The following is a 14,877-nucleotide window of genomic DNA, read 5'->3' as shown; positions in this document are numbered from 1 at the left end:
CAGCCATCTCCCTACACACCAGGTTCAGTGGCCAAAGAAACCTACGGTCGCGAGAAGCATATGAAAAACTTACGTCGCGAACTCGCTTTCCTTGCTCAGTTTCAGGAGCTTGTGGGGCGGGTGAGCGTTTTCGTTGGACCTCGTGGCGTCGGAAAAACCTCCTTACTCCGCGCCGCACAACGCGAGGCCGAAAATATCGGTATCAATACCATTTTCGTCACCGCAGGTGACGGCCCCTTCGTCCAAGAACTCATGCTCGCTCTCGAAGAGCTATCTGAAACGTGGCACACCGAGGCCAAGGACTATTTTCGAGGGCTGATAAAAAACCTTCGGATCACCCTGGGAGGCTTTTCGATCGAAGCGCCCCAAACCAACGACGGAACCTCAAGGAATTTAGGTCGCCAGCTCCAGGAGCTGCTCTCTAACGCCGGGGACAACTCTTCGAAGAAGGGTAAAGGGCTCCTAATCCTCATCGATGAAATTCAGGCAGCTGACCCCGAGGGAATGCGCGCTTTCGCCTATGCCTGGCAGCACATGCAAGCTGAAAACCCCGATCTGCCAGCAATGACCATCGCAGCAGGGCTGAGCCACGCCCAGGATGCCATCACCGATGCGGTGAGTTTCGCTGAGCGCTTCCGTTACGTCTATCTCAGCAATCTCGACGGCCCTGCGGCCCAAAATGCGCTGACGCAGCCTGCCAAGGCACAGCAGGTCACATGGTCAGAGACCGCACTTTCCCTCGCTCTATCTAGCGTCCAGGGCTACCCTTATTTCCTGCAAGTGATTGGCGATGAAACCTGGGCCGACGCCAACTATCCTTCCGCCGGATACCAGATCACCGAAGAAAACGTCTCGAATGGCCTTTTGGAATTCAATGAGATCAGGCAGAGTTTCTTCAGAGCCCGGTGGGCCAAAGCAACACCTAAGGAGCAAGAGGTACTTCGAGCCATGGCGCGTCTCGGTGGCGGCCGGGTCTCCCGATCGGATATCGCACACGAACTAGGTGTATCCACCCAAACCCTCAGTCAGCCACGGGCGAATCTCATCGACAAGGGGTTGGTGTCTTCTCCTGAACACGGCTTCCTCGAGTTCACCGCGCCCGGCTTCGCCGAGTACGTGCTGGCGGTCGACGGCGCATAGCCGAGCAAAACCCGTTAGCTTTCCCACCACTGGCGAACCGGCATGCCGGTGGAACCATCCGCGTAGGGCTTCACGGCCAGCACCTGGTGCAGCTGCACGATATTGTGCTCGAAACCCCACTCGGAACCGGCCATGTACAGGCCGAACAGCCGGGCGGTGGCCTCACCCACGACGGCCACCGCCTCGTCCCAGTTCTCCGCGAGCAGCTCGCACCAATCGTGCAGGGTGCGCTGGTAGTGGAAGCGCAGGTTCTCCTCGTGGTGCACGTCGAAGCCCACATCCTGCATGCGGGTCACGATCGTGCCGGAACCGGTGAGCTCGCCGTCAGGGAAGATATAGCGCCCGATGAACTTCCCGGCGTTGATGCGCTCGTTGGTGGGTCGGGTGATGCAGTGGTTCAGCATCCGACCCCCCTCGCGCAGCCGGCCGTACATCAGCTCGAAGAACTCCTCGTACTGGCGGCGCCCCACGTGCTCGAGCACGCCGATGGCGGAAATGGCGTCGAAGCCGGTCTCGGGGACGTCGCGGTAGTCCATCAACCGGATCTCCGCGAACTCCTCCAGGCCCTGCTCGCGGATCTTCTCATTGCCCCACGCGACCTGCTCCTCGGATAGCGTCACGCCGATGGCCTTCACGCCACGGGCGGCGGCGTAGCGCACCATCCCGCCCCAGCCGCAGCCGACGTCCAGTAGGCGGTCGCCCTCAGCAAGCCGCAGCTTGTCGAAGACCAGGCGGTATTTATTCTCCTGCGCCCGGTCGAGCGGCTCCTTCACGGCCGTACCCTTGGCCCACTGGCTCTTATCCCAGCCCTCCGGGGTATCCGACTCATCAGCCGGGTAATAGGCGCAGGTATAGGTCATGGAGTCGCCGAGGAAGAGCTCGTAGAGGTCATTGCCCACGTCGTAGTGGCGCTGCACGACCTCCTTATCCCGCTCCCGGGAGTGCCGGGAGAGCCCCTCGAACAGGGCCTTCTTCCACCCCGGCTGGTCCTCCTGCGGCGGGATCGGCATTGGCCGGATCGCATCCAGGTGCTTCAGGGAGCGAGCGATGCGCGCCCCGGTGGCAGCCGATGGCTTGCGGAAGGACTCGTAGTAGAAGGTCTGCAGGGCGTCGAACATGCCATAAGGGTGGCCGGGGTTCTCGCCGCTCACCTGCAGTGCGCCGGTGATATAGGCCCGCGCGAGCCCCAGATCGCCGGGCGCGGTGACGATATATGCCAGCGCATCGGAGCTGGTGATATCCAACCGGAGCCGCGCATCCGCCGGCCCGGTCTCGGAGCCGTCGAAGCCGGTGACGTGGAAAGGCAGCGGTGGCGCGGTGATCGCCTCCACGATCTCCGCCACCGTCATTGGAGTGAAACCCGAATTCATGTTTTCTTGCCTTTTCTTCTTCGCTGTTTTTCTGTTGTCCCTTTAATTTTTGACGTCAACGCGCCCGCATTTGCCCTGGCCGAGCGCTATGTCAGGCGCCCTGCTAGGCCCAGTCCACGGTCTTTTCGTACAGCCCGGGGAAACGCCCCTGCGGGTCGTAGACTTCCTTGAGCTGGGCCGGGAAGCTGCCGCCGTAGAGCTGCTCGAAGGTCTCCCGGTCGTAGAAAGCTTCGGAGTAGAGGGACTTGTGCCCGCCCAGGTCACTGACCTTCTCCTCGACCACCTTGTTGAACGCGCCGGCGGGGGCGTCCTTGCCCAGCAGGTCGACGGGGACGGAGGACCAGAAGCCGACATTGACCCAGGTCTGCCCCACCGTCAGCGGGTAGAGCGGCCACGGGTGCTCCTTGTCTGCACCCAGGGTCTCGCCCTCACCGACCAGCTCGGTGCCGTCCGCGCCGGTGCCCCGAATGCGGATTGGGCAGAGCCACACGGGCTCGATCTCGCAGGAATGGAAGAACCACTCGAGGAACTCGGGCAGGTGCTCCGGGGTGACCTCGATGTCCTGGACCACGCGCTCGCGGGCAGGCCGATTGTTGGCGGCCTCGATGCGGTCGGCGAGGTCGTATTTGCGGTCCCAGCCGATGATCTTCCAGTAGAAGCTGGAGCGCAGCAGGTCGCGGGGCCACATGCGGCGGATCGTCGGGTTCTGGGTTCCGAAGGCGCGGCTGGCCCAGAACCAGTCCACGTCCCAGCGCCACAGGTAGTCGCGAATGCTCAGCCGGTCGCGGAGTACGCCTTCGGGGTGCTGAATCGAGCGGTAGTAAATGCGGTCGCGGGTGTAATCGCTGGTGGGGCCGATCTCGTCGGTCTGTCGGCCGAGCATGAGGTAGCACTCCTCCAGGCTGAACACGGCGCCGTCGAGGTAGTCCACCGCCTCGCCGTCGTACTCGCCGGTCTCGATGATCTGCTCCATCGTCTCGGTGAGCGCGTGGACGTCGTGGAAGCGGACGTGGCGCAGCTCCACGTAGTCCTTGACCTTCTCCAGCTCGATCTTCAGGCGCACCGCGTAGCCCAGGGAGCCGTAGGAGTTCGGGAAACCCCGGAAGAGGTCGACGTTCTGCGTCGGCGAGCAGGTCACCACCTCACCGGTGCCGGTGAGGACGTCCATCTCGATGAGGGCCTCGTGCGGCAGCCCATTGCGGAAGCACGCGGACTCCACGCCCAGGCCAGTGACGGCCCCGCCCAGCGTGATCGTCTTCAGCTGCGGGACGACAGTCGGGCTGTAACCGTAGGGCAGGACGGTATCCACGAGATCCTCGTAGGTGCACATTCCCTGCACGTCCGCGGTTCCTGCCACCGGGTCGACGGCGATCACACCGCTCAGGCCGGAGACATCCAGGCCCGGCGCGGTCGACTGGTTGCGGCCGCGGAAGAGGTTGGAGGTTTTCTTCGCCAGGCGGACGTTCTCCCCTGGCGGGATGGCCGCGTAGCTAGCTCGCAGTGTCTCCACCGCTTGCTCGTGCGCGAACCAACCAACCGGTTGCAGTTCGCGCGCATCGAGGCCGTTGCCGATACGTAACGCATCGGTGGTTTTTCCGACGGTCTCCACGGCAATATTCTTCAGCGCACCCAAGACAGTCATATCTCCCACCATAACCACGCGCATCTTTTCACGCCGTGGCGGCGGGTGGGACGAGCCCCTTAAAGGAAGGACCGAAAGCCTAGAGCCAGCGCTGCAGGACCTCGGCGACCCCATCGTCGTCATTGCTGGTGGTGACCACGTCCGCAGCCGCTTTGACCTGGTCCTCCGCGTTGCCCATCGCGACCCCGAGCCCCGCCCACTCGATCATCTCCAGGTCATTGGGCATGTCCCCGAAAACGACGACGTCCTCCCGGCGGATCGGCTCCGCCCCAGGTGCCGCATGCTCGTTGAGGTGCGCTATCAGCTCCTCGATGGCGCTGCGCTTGGTCACGCCCGGCGCGGAGAACTCCACCAGCCCACCGCCCCAGCTGTAGGACATGTGGGTCAGCTCGGGGTCGATGTGGTCGACGAGGGCGTCGTAGATCTGGCGGGAGGTGACATTCGGGTTGCGGCCCAACAACTTCACGGCTGGCTGGGAGATGACCTCGTCCACAGGGCAGATGAGGTGTTCGTCGGACTCCCAGGCGTGGGTGAAGTCCGGCTCCACCACGTAGAGCTCCTCGGCGCGGTCGAAGGCGCTGGCACCGGCGCGCTCCACCCCGAAGCCCACGCCGGGGCCAGTGGGGGTCTGCGGGGCAGACTGACGGCCGAAGAGGTACTCCGGCAGGTGGGTCGGCAGGTGTCGGGTGTGTTCCAGGGAGGTCTCGACGATGCTGCGCATGTCCTCGGGCGAGAGGGTTTTCGCGCGAACGATCTCGTCGCGGGCGGAATCGTAGGTCACCGCACCGTTGGCGCAGATGCACAGCGGGCGGATCGGAAGCTGCTCGAGCACCGGCAGCATCCAGCGGGCGGGTCGGCCGGAGGCCAGGGTGAAGATCGTGCCGCTGGCGGTGAGCTTGCGGACGGAGTCCCGTAGCTGCGGGGAGACGCGTTCCTTGCTGTTGAGCAGGGTGCCGTCGATGTCGCTGACGATCAGCCGCGGCTGGCTCATTAGTTCTTCCGGTCCTGCTGGGCCTGCTGCTCGCGCTTGCGCTTGCGTTCCGCCTGGTCGGCGCGGTCCTTGGCGGTGGCTTCCTCCAGGGTGGGGGCGGTGCCGCCAAAGCGGGCCGGGACCCAGGCCTCGCCCTTGGGCATCGGGCCGTAGCGGCGCACGTACTCCTGCTGGGCCTCGTCCAGCTGAGCCTTCATGGCCTCGTGGAGCCGCTCCGTGGTCTCGATGGAGTCCTCGGTAACCTCCACCGGCTCGCCGACGCTGATGACCAGCTTGGCGTTCTTGGGTCGGAGGTTATTCTTGCCGCCCTTGGTCCAGATCCGCTGGGAGCCCCAGATGGCCATGGGGATCAGCGGGGCACCGGAGTCGCGGGAGATGATTGCCGCCCCCTGGCGCAGCTCCTTGACCTCGAAGGAGCGGGAGATCGTCGCCTCGGGGAAGATCCCCACCAGCTCGCCGACCTTCAGCCGCTCGATGGCCTCGTTGACGGAAGCCTGGCCGTCCGCACGATCCACCGGAATGTGGCGGCACGCCTCCATCGGCGGCTTGGCGAACTTGTTATCCCAGATCTCCTTCTTCGCCATGAATCGCACCAGACGCCCGCCGCGGAAGTGGGCGGGGATGCCGCCGTAGACGAAGTCCCAGTAGCCGGTGTGGTTCACCGCGAGCAGCGCCCCGCCCTCAGCGGGGATCCGCTCGTGGTGCATGACCACCACCTCGAGGCGCTGGATGTAGCGCATCAGCAGCTTCGCCGCCCGAATGATGATCCGGCCGTACACAAGCTCCTGGGATTCCGGGTGCTTCGGGGTCTCCACCCCCTTGCTGGTCAGGGTGAAGGCCGAGTCGGTCCACCGATCAATGGAGAAGATGGATCCCACGCGGGATAGGAGTGCCGGGAGCTTAGCCATGGTCGTGATCCTCTACTGTGTGGGTGCCCCGCCGGGGGAGAACGGGGCTGAAGTGGTGGGGCTCAAGTGGTGCGAGTCAGTCGTTCGGGGCGCCGTGGTTCCGGGCCCTTGAGTGGCAGGACCCTTGGGTGACAGGGTCAGGGCCTGGTGGCCTAATTCTTCGGGGTCAGGACATCCTTGCCCACGAACGGACGCAGCGCCTCCGGGACGACGACGGAGCCGTCGGCCTGCTGGTGGTTCTCCAGGATGGCGACGAGCCAGCGGGTGGTGGCCAGGGTGCCGTTCAGGGTTGCGGCGACCTGCGTCTTACCGTCGGCGTCCCGGTAGCGGGTCTGCAGGCGGCGGGCCTGGAAGGTCGTGCAGTTCGAGGTGGAGGTCAGCTCGCGGTAGGTGTTCTGCGTCGGGACCCAGGCCTCGGTGTCGAACTTGCGGGCAGCCGAGGAGCCCAGGTCGCCGCCGGCGGTGTCGATCACGCGGTACGGGACGTCGATCGCCGCGAGCATATCCTTCTCCAGCTGCAGCAGCTCCTGGTGGATCTCGGTGGCCTGCTCCGGGCGGCAGTAAACGAACATCTCGAGCTTGTCGAACTGGTGCACGCGGATGATGCCGCGGGTGTCCTTGCCATAGGAACCGGCCTCGCGGCGGAAGCAGGAAGACCAGCCGGCGTAGCGCTTCGGTTCGTCCAGGTCGATGATCTCATCGGAGTGGTAACCGGCCAGGGCGACCTCGGAGGTGCCGACGAGGTATAGGTCGTCCTCCTCCAGGCGGTAGACCTCGTCCGCGTGGGCGCCCAGGAAACCGGTGCCGCCCATGACCTCGGGGCGCACAAGCACCGGCGGGATCATCAGCTGGAATCCCTTCTCGGTGGCCTTGCGGGCGGCCAGCTGCATCATGCCGAGCTGCAGCAGCGCACCGTCGCCGGTGAGGAAGTAGAAGCGGGAACCGGAGACCTTCGTGCCGCGCTTCATGTCGATCAAGCCGAGGGACTCGCCGAGCTCCAGGTGATCCTTCGGCTCGAAGTCGAAGGTGGTGGGCTCGCCGACGTGCTCGAGGACCACGAAGTCCTCCTCGCCACCGGCGGGCGCGCCCTCGACGACGTTGGAAATCTGCATCTGCAGATCGTGCAGTGCCTGCTCCGCGTCGCCCTGGGTGGCCTCCAGGTCCTTGACAGCCTGGGCCTTCTGCTTGCCTTCCTCGCGCAGCTGGGCCTTCTCCTCATCGGAGGCGGCGGCCATCTTCTGACCCATCGCCTTGGAGAACGCCTTCTGCTCCGCGCGGGCCTGATCGGCCGCGGAAATCGCCTCGCGGCGCTGGCGGTCGGCCTCCAGCAGCTGGTCAACCAGTGCTGGGTCCTCCCCACGGGTACGCTGAGATTCACGAACGAGGTCTGGATTTTCGCGCAGGAGCTTGAGATCAATCATGGCTCCTAGCTTAGCTATAGTGGTGGGATAAAGTTTCCTCCCGCACCGCCGTCGCCGAAGAAAGTGAAACATGAGTATTAGTCACGCCACCTGGACTCGCCGGATGCGCAGCGTGACAGTCATGACCCTGGCAGCACTGTGCGGTGGCGTCGCCGCCGGCGCCTACACTTACGCCGCCGACAGCAACGCCGGACCGACCATCGCGCCACCAGCCAACGAGGCCGAGGCCCCCGAGGTTCGAGCCGCCGCGTTTACCAACGCGGACACCGGCCAGTGCGTCAACTGGACCCGCACCCCGAGCGGACAGAACACCGACTTCCTCACCGTTGACTGCAAGAAGCCGCACCGCTTCGAGGTCTCCGCCCGCGAGGACCTGCGCACCTACCCCTCCAGCGAATTCGGCGCGAAGGGCGCGCTGCCTGATGTGAAGCGCCAGGCCGAGCTCAGCCAGGAGCTCTGCGTCGGCCCCACCATGCGCTACCTGGAGGGCAAGCTGGACCCGAACGGGCGCTACACCATCTCCCCGATCCTGCCGCCGGAGTCCTCCTGGGCGGAGGGCGACCGCACCATGCTGTGCGGCGTGATGGTGCAGGATGCCGAGGGTAAGTCCGTCGAAACCACCGGGCTGGCCGCCGAGCAGGACCAGTCGCGCGTCTACGAGCCGGATACCTGCGTGCAGGTGCAGGGCCGCTCCACCCGCGTGGTGCCGTGCAGCGAGGACCACACCTGGCAGGTCACCCACCAGGTGGACCTGGGCAAGATCTTCAACGGCGACGAGTGGCCCGACATCAAGCGCCAAAACGACGCCCTGAACAAGATCTGCACCGAGCAGGCGGAGAACTACATGGGCGGCGAGGAGAACCTCTACCAATCCACGCTGACCCCGTTCTGGACCACCCAGCCGGAGGAGTCCTGGGTCACCGGCTCCCGCCAGGCGAACTGCGCGCTGATCGCGACGGAGGGCGATGGCTTCGCCACGCTGAAGGGCGACGTCCGGCAGCAGTTCACGGTCAACGGCAAGCCGCCGAAGACCCCGCCGAAGCGTCTACCGAAGCGCAGCGAGGCGCCGGCCCCGGCCCCGGAGGACGCTAATGCCGAGGGCAACCCGGCTCCTTAAGCGCGAACCACGAGCGAAGGTGGTTGAGCATTGAGCATCGAGGTCAGCGAAGAGGAGTTCGAGGAACTCGTCGACCAGGGGCTGCGCCGCATCCCACGGGAACTACTGGACAACGTCGATAACGTCGCGATCGTCACCGAGGACTATAACCTCGACTCCCCCAGCATCCTGGGCCTCTACGAGGGGGTCGCGCTCACCGAGCGGACCAGCGAATACACCAGCGCACTGCCGGACAAAATCACGATCTACCGGCTGGCGCTGCAGGATGTCGTCGATACCCGGGAGGAGCTCGTCGAGCAGGTCGCGATCACCGTCATCCACGAGCTCGGCCACCACTTCGGCATCGACGACGACCGGCTCCACGAGCTCGGCTGGGGCTAGCGGGTTTAGCCGGGTTTAGGCCAGCTCCGGGACGCCGAACGGACCCCACTCGGTGACGCGGAAGCGGCCGCGCACCCCGTCCCGGAACTGCTCGTCCACAGCCTCCGCGACCTGGTCGAGCAGCTCGCCGAAGTCCTCCGGCAGGGCGATGGAGACCACCTGCCCATTCGGCAGATACGCGCGGTATGCGAACTCCGGATCGACCGCGCCCAGCCAGGTGGCGACGAGGCGGATCACGGCGCCGTGGCTGACCAGGACGGCGTCCGCGTCTTCGGCCTGCGCCGCTGCGACGACGGCGAGCGCCTGCGGCAGGTAGCTGGTCAGCACCTCGGCGCCGGAGGACCCACCCGGGACGACCTTGTCGATCTGGCCATGCAGCCAGTCCCCGAGCAGTCGGTGATAGAGCTCGTGCGAGTCCTCGTCGTTCTTCATCTCCATGTCCCCGGCCGGGATCTCGGAAACGCCATAGATGGAGGCCAGGGAGCCTGCGTGCTCGCCCGCCAGCTCGACGGCGGCGGTGTCGGCCAGCCCGGCGAGTTCGCGGCCTCGGAAACGCTGGAAGCCCTCGGCGAAGCTGCTGCCCGGCGCGGCCGCGGCGATGGTCCCACCCTCAGCGGCGAAGGCCGTGGCCAGGCCTGCTGCGGTCTGTTGGGCACGTGCGGCCTGAGAGGAAAGGACGTGCACGCGGTCGCTGGCGTTGCGCAGGTAGCGGCCCGCGGCGCCGGCCTGCTCCCGGCCGAGCGCGGTGAGGCTTGCGCCTGGCAGCGCGGTATCTAGCGCGTGGATTTCATTGGACGTGGTCTGGCCGTGGCGGACCAGAAACAAGCGGGTCATGTTCTCGCTTCCTTCCCTCAAGCCCGGTGGTCTTCTGCGGGGTTCATCATATCGGCCAGCCACCGCTCGGAGGGGCCGTCGTCCGGGGTTTCGGCAGCGACGTTGCCGAGGATCTCCACCAGGTGTGCCTCATCTACGCCGCGCGGGGCGGTGGCCAGTGGCCAGGAGCCGAGGTAGCGGATCCAGGAGCTCTCCCGCTGCAGCCCCTGCAGGGCGGCGGCGACGGCGGAGTCCTCGATATGGCCGATCATCTCGATGTGGAATACGTAGGTGCCCAGCAGCTCGCGGGTGGGCCGGGAGCTGATTCGGGTGAGATTCACCCCGCGCAGGGAGAGTTGCTGCAGGGCGTAGATCAGGCTGCCGGGGCGGTCGTGCTGGGCGGTGAAGGCCACTCCGGTGCGGTCATGGCCGGTGCGCGGTGCGGGCGGGACGGGGCGCGAGACCAGGGCGAAGCGGGTGAAGGCCTCGGCGACGTCGGCGACGTCCGTGGCGATCGCTTCCAGCCCATAGATTTCGAGGGCGCGCAGCGGGGCCGCGCAGATATCGGCACGCCCCTCGGCGACGGCCTGTGCCGCGGCGGCGTTGGAGGGCGCCGGGCTGAACTGCACCTCAGGCAGGTTTTCGGACACCCAGTCGCGCACCTGAGCCTCGGCAACGGGGTGGGTGCTGAACACGGGGGCCACCCCGCCCTCCTCGGCGCTGGCGGCACTGCGGAAGCGCTCAGCCTCCCCGGCGCGCACGCCGATCGCGAAGCGGATCGGAACCAGCAGCTCGGCGAGGATCTGCACGCGGTCGCCGGTGACCAGCGCGTCCTCGGCCTGGGCGACGGGGCCGTCCACGGAGCTCTCCAGCGCGATGACCGCGTAGTCGGCTCGGCCTTCACGGAGCTCACCGAGCGCATCGGCCGGGCTGGTGCGGGGCTCCAGCTGGGCGGCGTTCTCGGGGTCGGACCCAGCTGAGCTGGCGGGCACGCCGGGCACGTGGCCTGCGCGCAGGAACTCGAGCGCGGCCTGCTCGGTGAAGGTGCCCCGCGGGCCGAGGAAAGCGATGGTGGGAGTGTTGCTCATGGCCTCCGATACTAGTGGGCTACATCACGGGGGTGGGCGAGGTCGGCGGGTAACCTAGCCGGTGTGACACAGCTCAGCCCCACCCCCGATACCTTCGCCCAGCGGCTCGCGGCAATGAGCCAGCAGACCGGACTTTCGCCCGCGCAGCTGGGGGTGGCGCGGGTCTACGACCGCCCGCACGTCGATGAAGCGCGTAGCGCCTCCCACCTCAACGGGGAGGAGCTGCTGGTCAAGGACACCCAGCAGGTCGCGGGCGAGTGGGTGACGATGGGCAACGCGCGTCAGGGCTTCCGCGCCGCGCACAGCGATACCGCGGTGGAGAACCTGCTCGCGACGGGTGCACGTCTGGTTGGGGCGAGCGCGAGCGCGGAGTACGGCACCAGCGCCTATACCGAGCCCGTCGGGCAGGAGGCCCCGGTCAACCCAATTAGCCCGTCGATGATGACTGGTGGCTCCTCGGGCGGGGCTGCGGCGGCGGTGGGCCACGGGGTGGCGCGGATCGCGCACGCGACGGACGGGGGTGGCTCCATCCGGGTGCCAGCGGCCTGCTGTGGGCTGGTGGGGCTCAAGCCGGCGCACGATACCTCAGTGGGTGGATTCAATCCTTCCGCCCACGGCTACCTTGCGGACTCCTTCGCGAACACGCGCAAGGCCTATCAGCTGCCCCGCACCCAGCCGTGGGGCCTACGGGTGGGCTATACGAATCAGCCTTTCCACCACCACTCCCGGGTGGATCCCGCGATCGCCGCAGCCACCGCAGGGGCCACCGCGCTGTTAACCAACGGGGAATCGGTGGCGGAGGTCCGCCAAGCACCACAGCCTTATGACCCGGCGAATTTCGAGCTTTTCGCGACCGTCCTCTCCACCCGCTGCGCGGAGCTGCCGGAGCCGCTCTCGGAGCTCACGAGCTGGCTCAAGCGGCAGGGCGCGGGTGTGCCCCGCTGGCGCCGTGTGGAAATGGAGCGCAGCATCCACCGGATGCAGGAGACAGCGCTTCACCGTTGGTCGGCAGCGGGCTTGGATGTCGTCGCCACCCCGATGCTGGCGTGCGCTCCCCCGGCACCGGGCGCGTTCTCGCGGCTGAGCCCGCGACTGAACTTCTGGGCGCAGACGGCCTGGACGCCGTGGGGCACGCTGTGGAACCTCTGCGGCTGGGCATCGGTCACGGTGCCGCTGGTGGACCCGGCCCGGGTACCGGGCCGGTGGCCGATCGCGCTGCAACTCGGCGCGGTGAGCGACCGGGTGAGCGCCTCAGACCTTTTGGCCTTGGCCGAGCAGGTGCAGGCCGCCGCGGCGGTGCTGCCGGTGGACGGGCTCTCGCTGGCCGAGCCCGGTGACCTGGGTTCCCTGAACTACGAGCCCCGCCCCGGCGCGGGCAACCACAGCGCTTGGTGCGACTGCACAGCGGAGCACAGCCACGAGTCCTGTGGACATGGGCAGCCATGAGCGCCGAGCTCCTCCCCCGCGACCGGCGAGCCCTGCGCGTCGAGCTCGCCCTCCTGCTGGCGGTCACCTTCGGCGCCTCCGGCCTGCGCGCGATACTCCGGCTGGTCGAGGCGCTCACGGACCCGACCCCTCTCAATGAGCAGGAGGCCCTGCTCAACCAATCCCAGTCCCACCTGGCGTGGCTCGATCCGGCTTTTCAGCTGATCACCTCCGGCGTACTCCTGGCGTGGGGCGGGCTGGCGGCCTTCCTGCTGTTGCGGCATCTGCCGCCCCAGTCGGCTGAACACCTGACGTCCCGAGCTGGCCTGCGCCTGCGGATCCGCGCCAAGGATTGGCCCCACGGGGCGGGGCTGGCCGCACTCATCGGACTGCCGGGCCTGGCGTTCTATGCGCTGGCGGTGCACCTGGGCGCCTCAAAGGTCGTGGTGCCCTCCGGGTTGGGCGAGCACTGGTGGACGCTGCCCTCCCTGCTGCTCAACGCCTGGGCCAATGGGGTGGCCGAGGAGCTGATCGTCGTCGCCTGGCTGGCAACCCGGCTGCGGCAGCTGAACGTGCGCTGGCCCGCGATCTTCGCGGCCTCGGCCCTGCTGCGGGCCAGCTACCACCTCTATCAGGGCCTATCCGCGGGCCTGGGTAATGCGGTGATGGGGCTGGTCTTCATCGAGTATTTCCGCCGCACCGGCCGGGTCTGGCCTCTCGTCATCGCCCATGGGCTCCTCGACACGGTGGCTTTCGCGGGCTATGCCCTGGGCGGCGGTGGCCTCGTGGGCGTCGGCTAAGTGGGAACCAGGCTGCTAGGCTTAAGGGCCATGCGCCCGGAGAATACTGCAGGCCAGAAGGCCGAAAATCCCCTTCCTGATCAGGCTGACCCCTTCACTCAGAACCAGTCGCTAAACCCGGAGGCACTTGCCTCCATCATCGCCTCACTCTCCACGAGCAGCCAGGACTATCTGAAAGCTATTTGGAATCTCCGGGAGTGGAGTGCGAACCCCGTGACCGCCAAAGCCCTGTCCTCCCAAGTCGGGGTGCGCCTGTCCACGGCCTCGGATGCAATCAAGAAGCTCCGCGAGCAGGGATTCGTGGATCATGCCCCCTACGGGGAGGTTACCCTCACCGACGTGGGGCGCCGGGTCGCTCTCACAATGGTGCGACGCCACCGCCTGCTGGAAACCTTCCTGTTCAACACGCTCGGTTACCGCTGGGATCAGGTCCACGCGGAGGCGGAGAACCTCGAGCACGCGGTCTCCGATTTCCTGGTGGAACGCCTCGCTGACGTGCTGGGCAATCCAGCTACCGATCCGCACGGGGATCCGATTCCTTCCGCCGATGGTCAGGTCGCGATGCCGGACGCCACCCCGTTGACCGCCTTAGCTCCGGGCGAGCTGGGCCAGGTGGTGCGGATTGCCGACGATAACTCGGAACTGCTGCGGTTCTTTGAGTCCCAGGACCTGGGGGTGGGAATGCAGGTCAGCTGGGATCAGGGCGCCCCCTTTAGCGGCTCAGTGTTGGTCCAGGTGACGGGTAAAAAAAGCTTTCCCCTCGGCGAAGACGCTCTGGGGGCAATTTGGGTGTTGCGCCCAACCAGGAACTAACTACCGCGCGGGGATCTTAGGTCAGGCGGGGGCGGGTACCGAAGATCGGTGGCGGACCAACAGCCATGCTGGCCTCGAAGAAGCTGGAAACTTCCTCGGGGTGAGCCCCACTCTGCAGCCTTAAAAAGAGAGAGAACAAATGCAGAACATCTCCCACCACCTCATCGGGAGAGGCAGAGCTATCAATCAACTCCTTGGCCTCAGCGTGATTGCCGTCGTGAAGAAGTTCTGTGACGGCGATGCTCTCAATCCAGGAACCGTGGCGTTGTACAGATGGATGTTCTCTCATTAGTTTCACCTTCTTTTTCGGCGGTGCTGGCACTGAAAATGCGGTAGAAACCCCACTCCAGAGTGCCGCAATCCCCGGGTGAGGATTGAACGAAGTGCTCCCCTTCGACGGGGTATCTCCACGACACAAGCATAAGTTCGACGCACCGTAGTTACAACTTGGTCGCGTGGTATCTTTTTGTTACGTCGGCATGTATTATGGGGCCATGACTTCGACGTCCACACCTGGAGCAGAAGAAGAAACCCCAGATCTTCTGTACTTTTCCAGCGCTTCCGAAAACACCCACCGCTTCATTCAACGCCTGGAACGCCCCGCACTGCGCATCCCCTTGAGACCCAGGCTCGAAGGCATGATCCGAGTCAACGCCCCCTACGTTCTTCTGCTGCCTTCCTATGGCGGCGGAGCGCTCAATGGGGCCGTACCCAAGCAGGTGATCCAGTTCCTCAACATCCCAGAAAACCGTGCCCTAATCAGGGGAGTAATCACCAGTGGGAATACCAACTTTGGGGAGCATTACTGCATCGCTGGTCCTGTAATCTCCCGCAAATGCGGAGTACCGGAGCTCTACCGTTTCGAGCTCCTCGGCACCGACGAGGACGTCGAGAAGGTTCGCAATGGACTGGACGCCTTCTGGGCGCAGCAGGGCAAAGAAAACGCCTAATACATGCAACCCCCCCCC

The 14,877-nt window shown here is 65.9% G+C and carries 15 protein-coding genes; 7 read left to right on the top strand and 8 right to left on the bottom strand.

The features are described from left to right. Positions 1 to 27 precede the first annotated feature (27 nt). Positions 28 to 1,140: an AAA family ATPase gene (locus HMPREF3088_RS03725; RefSeq protein ID WP_168167039.1), complete on the top strand. Its 1,113-nt coding sequence runs from the start codon at positions 28 to 30 to the stop codon at positions 1,138 to 1,140. Between the two features lie 14 nt (positions 1,141 to 1,154). Here HMPREF3088_RS03725 and HMPREF3088_RS03720 read toward each other — a convergent pair whose 3' ends face one another. The 5 genes from HMPREF3088_RS03720 to serS all read right to left on the bottom strand — a co-directional run bounded on the left by HMPREF3088_RS03720 (position 1,155) and on the right by serS (position 7,472). Then, positions 1,155 to 2,510 (bottom strand): SAM-dependent methyltransferase, encoded by a 1,356-nt coding sequence (locus tag HMPREF3088_RS03720; RefSeq protein WP_246818034.1) that lies wholly within the window; start codon positions 2,508 to 2,510, stop codon positions 1,155 to 1,157. A gap of 103 nt (positions 2,511 to 2,613) precedes the next feature. Beyond that, the gene (locus HMPREF3088_RS03715; RefSeq protein WP_371441293.1) at positions 2,614 to 4,152 is read right to left on the bottom strand and encodes an FAD-binding oxidoreductase; all 1,539 of its coding nucleotides are present in this window, start codon (positions 4,150 to 4,152) and stop codon (positions 2,614 to 2,616) included. Between the two features lie 79 nt (positions 4,153 to 4,231). After that, positions 4,232 to 5,143: an HAD family hydrolase gene (locus tag HMPREF3088_RS03710; protein ID WP_070758490.1), complete on the bottom strand. Its 912-nt coding sequence runs from the start codon at positions 5,141 to 5,143 to the stop codon at positions 4,232 to 4,234. After that, positions 5,143 to 6,051, bottom strand: coding sequence for a lysophospholipid acyltransferase family protein (locus tag HMPREF3088_RS03705; RefSeq protein WP_070758489.1), 909 nt, complete (start codon positions 6,049 to 6,051; stop codon positions 5,143 to 5,145). Before HMPREF3088_RS03705 ends, HMPREF3088_RS03710 begins: the two co-directional genes overlap by 1 nt. A 152-nt stretch (positions 6,052 to 6,203) precedes the next feature. Further along, entirely contained in the window at positions 6,204 to 7,472 is a 1,269-nt protein-coding gene (gene serS / locus HMPREF3088_RS03700; RefSeq protein WP_070758488.1) for a serine--tRNA ligase, read from the bottom strand. 70 nt (positions 7,473 to 7,542) lie between these two features. Between serS and HMPREF3088_RS03695 the strand changes: the two genes are divergently transcribed. Together HMPREF3088_RS03695 and HMPREF3088_RS03690 are read left to right on the top strand one after the other, a co-directional pair. Further along, a complete protein-coding gene (locus HMPREF3088_RS03695) occupies positions 7,543 to 8,589 on the top strand; it encodes a septum formation family protein (protein WP_070758487.1) in 1,047 nt (348 codons plus the stop codon). Between the two features lie 30 nt (positions 8,590 to 8,619). Next, the gene (locus HMPREF3088_RS03690) at positions 8,620 to 8,970 is read left to right on the top strand and encodes a metallopeptidase family protein (RefSeq protein WP_015381123.1); all 351 of its coding nucleotides are present in this window, start codon (positions 8,620 to 8,622) and stop codon (positions 8,968 to 8,970) included. Between the two features lie 15 nt (positions 8,971 to 8,985). Here HMPREF3088_RS03690 and HMPREF3088_RS03685 read toward each other — a convergent pair whose 3' ends face one another. Then, positions 8,986 to 9,804: a histidine phosphatase family protein gene (locus tag HMPREF3088_RS03685; RefSeq protein WP_070758486.1), complete on the bottom strand. Its 819-nt coding sequence runs from the start codon at positions 9,802 to 9,804 to the stop codon at positions 8,986 to 8,988. 17 nt (positions 9,805 to 9,821) lie between these two features. Continuing rightward, a complete protein-coding gene (gene pheA / locus HMPREF3088_RS03680) occupies positions 9,822 to 10,871 on the bottom strand; it encodes a prephenate dehydratase (RefSeq protein ID WP_246818033.1) in 1,050 nt (349 codons plus the stop codon). 63 nt (positions 10,872 to 10,934) lie between these two features. Between pheA and HMPREF3088_RS03675 the strand changes: the two genes are divergently transcribed. From HMPREF3088_RS03675 to HMPREF3088_RS03665, 3 genes are read left to right on the top strand one after another with little or no spacing between them, the layout of a single operon-like run. Then, complete coding sequence (locus tag HMPREF3088_RS03675) at positions 10,935 to 12,317, top strand: amidase family protein (RefSeq protein ID WP_070758575.1); 1,383 nt, start codon at positions 10,935 to 10,937, stop codon at positions 12,315 to 12,317. Further along, positions 12,314 to 13,096, top strand: a complete 783-nt coding sequence (locus tag HMPREF3088_RS03670; protein WP_070758485.1) for a CPBP family intramembrane glutamic endopeptidase — start codon at positions 12,314 to 12,316, stop codon at positions 13,094 to 13,096. The genes HMPREF3088_RS03675 and HMPREF3088_RS03670 overlap by 4 nt, the downstream gene beginning before the upstream one ends. 30 nt (positions 13,097 to 13,126) lie before the next feature. Next, positions 13,127 to 13,909: a metal-dependent transcriptional regulator gene (locus HMPREF3088_RS03665; RefSeq protein ID WP_070758484.1), complete on the top strand. Its 783-nt coding sequence runs from the start codon at positions 13,127 to 13,129 to the stop codon at positions 13,907 to 13,909. A gap of 16 nt (positions 13,910 to 13,925) precedes the next feature. Here HMPREF3088_RS03665 and HMPREF3088_RS03660 read toward each other — a convergent pair whose 3' ends face one another. Next, on the bottom strand, positions 13,926 to 14,198 hold the full coding sequence (locus tag HMPREF3088_RS03660; protein ID WP_012359396.1) for a hypothetical protein: 273 nt from the start codon (positions 14,196 to 14,198) through the stop codon (positions 13,926 to 13,928). 190 nt (positions 14,199 to 14,388) lie between these two features. Here HMPREF3088_RS03660 and nrdI point away from each other — a divergent pair, with 190 nt between their 5' ends. Then, positions 14,389 to 14,859 carry a class Ib ribonucleoside-diphosphate reductase assembly flavoprotein NrdI gene (nrdI, locus tag HMPREF3088_RS03655; RefSeq protein WP_012359395.1) on the top strand — a complete coding sequence of 157 codons (471 nt, stop codon included), beginning with the start codon at positions 14,389 to 14,391 and terminating at the stop codon, positions 14,857 to 14,859. Positions 14,860 to 14,877: the final 18 nt, after the last annotated feature.

This window comes from Corynebacterium sp. HMSC22B11, from assembly GCF_001815965.1.
GTDB lineage: Bacteria > Actinomycetota > Actinomycetes > Mycobacteriales > Mycobacteriaceae > Corynebacterium.
The sequence above is the reverse complement of the archived record's forward strand: the minus strand, read 5'-3'. Positions and strand labels throughout refer to the sequence as shown.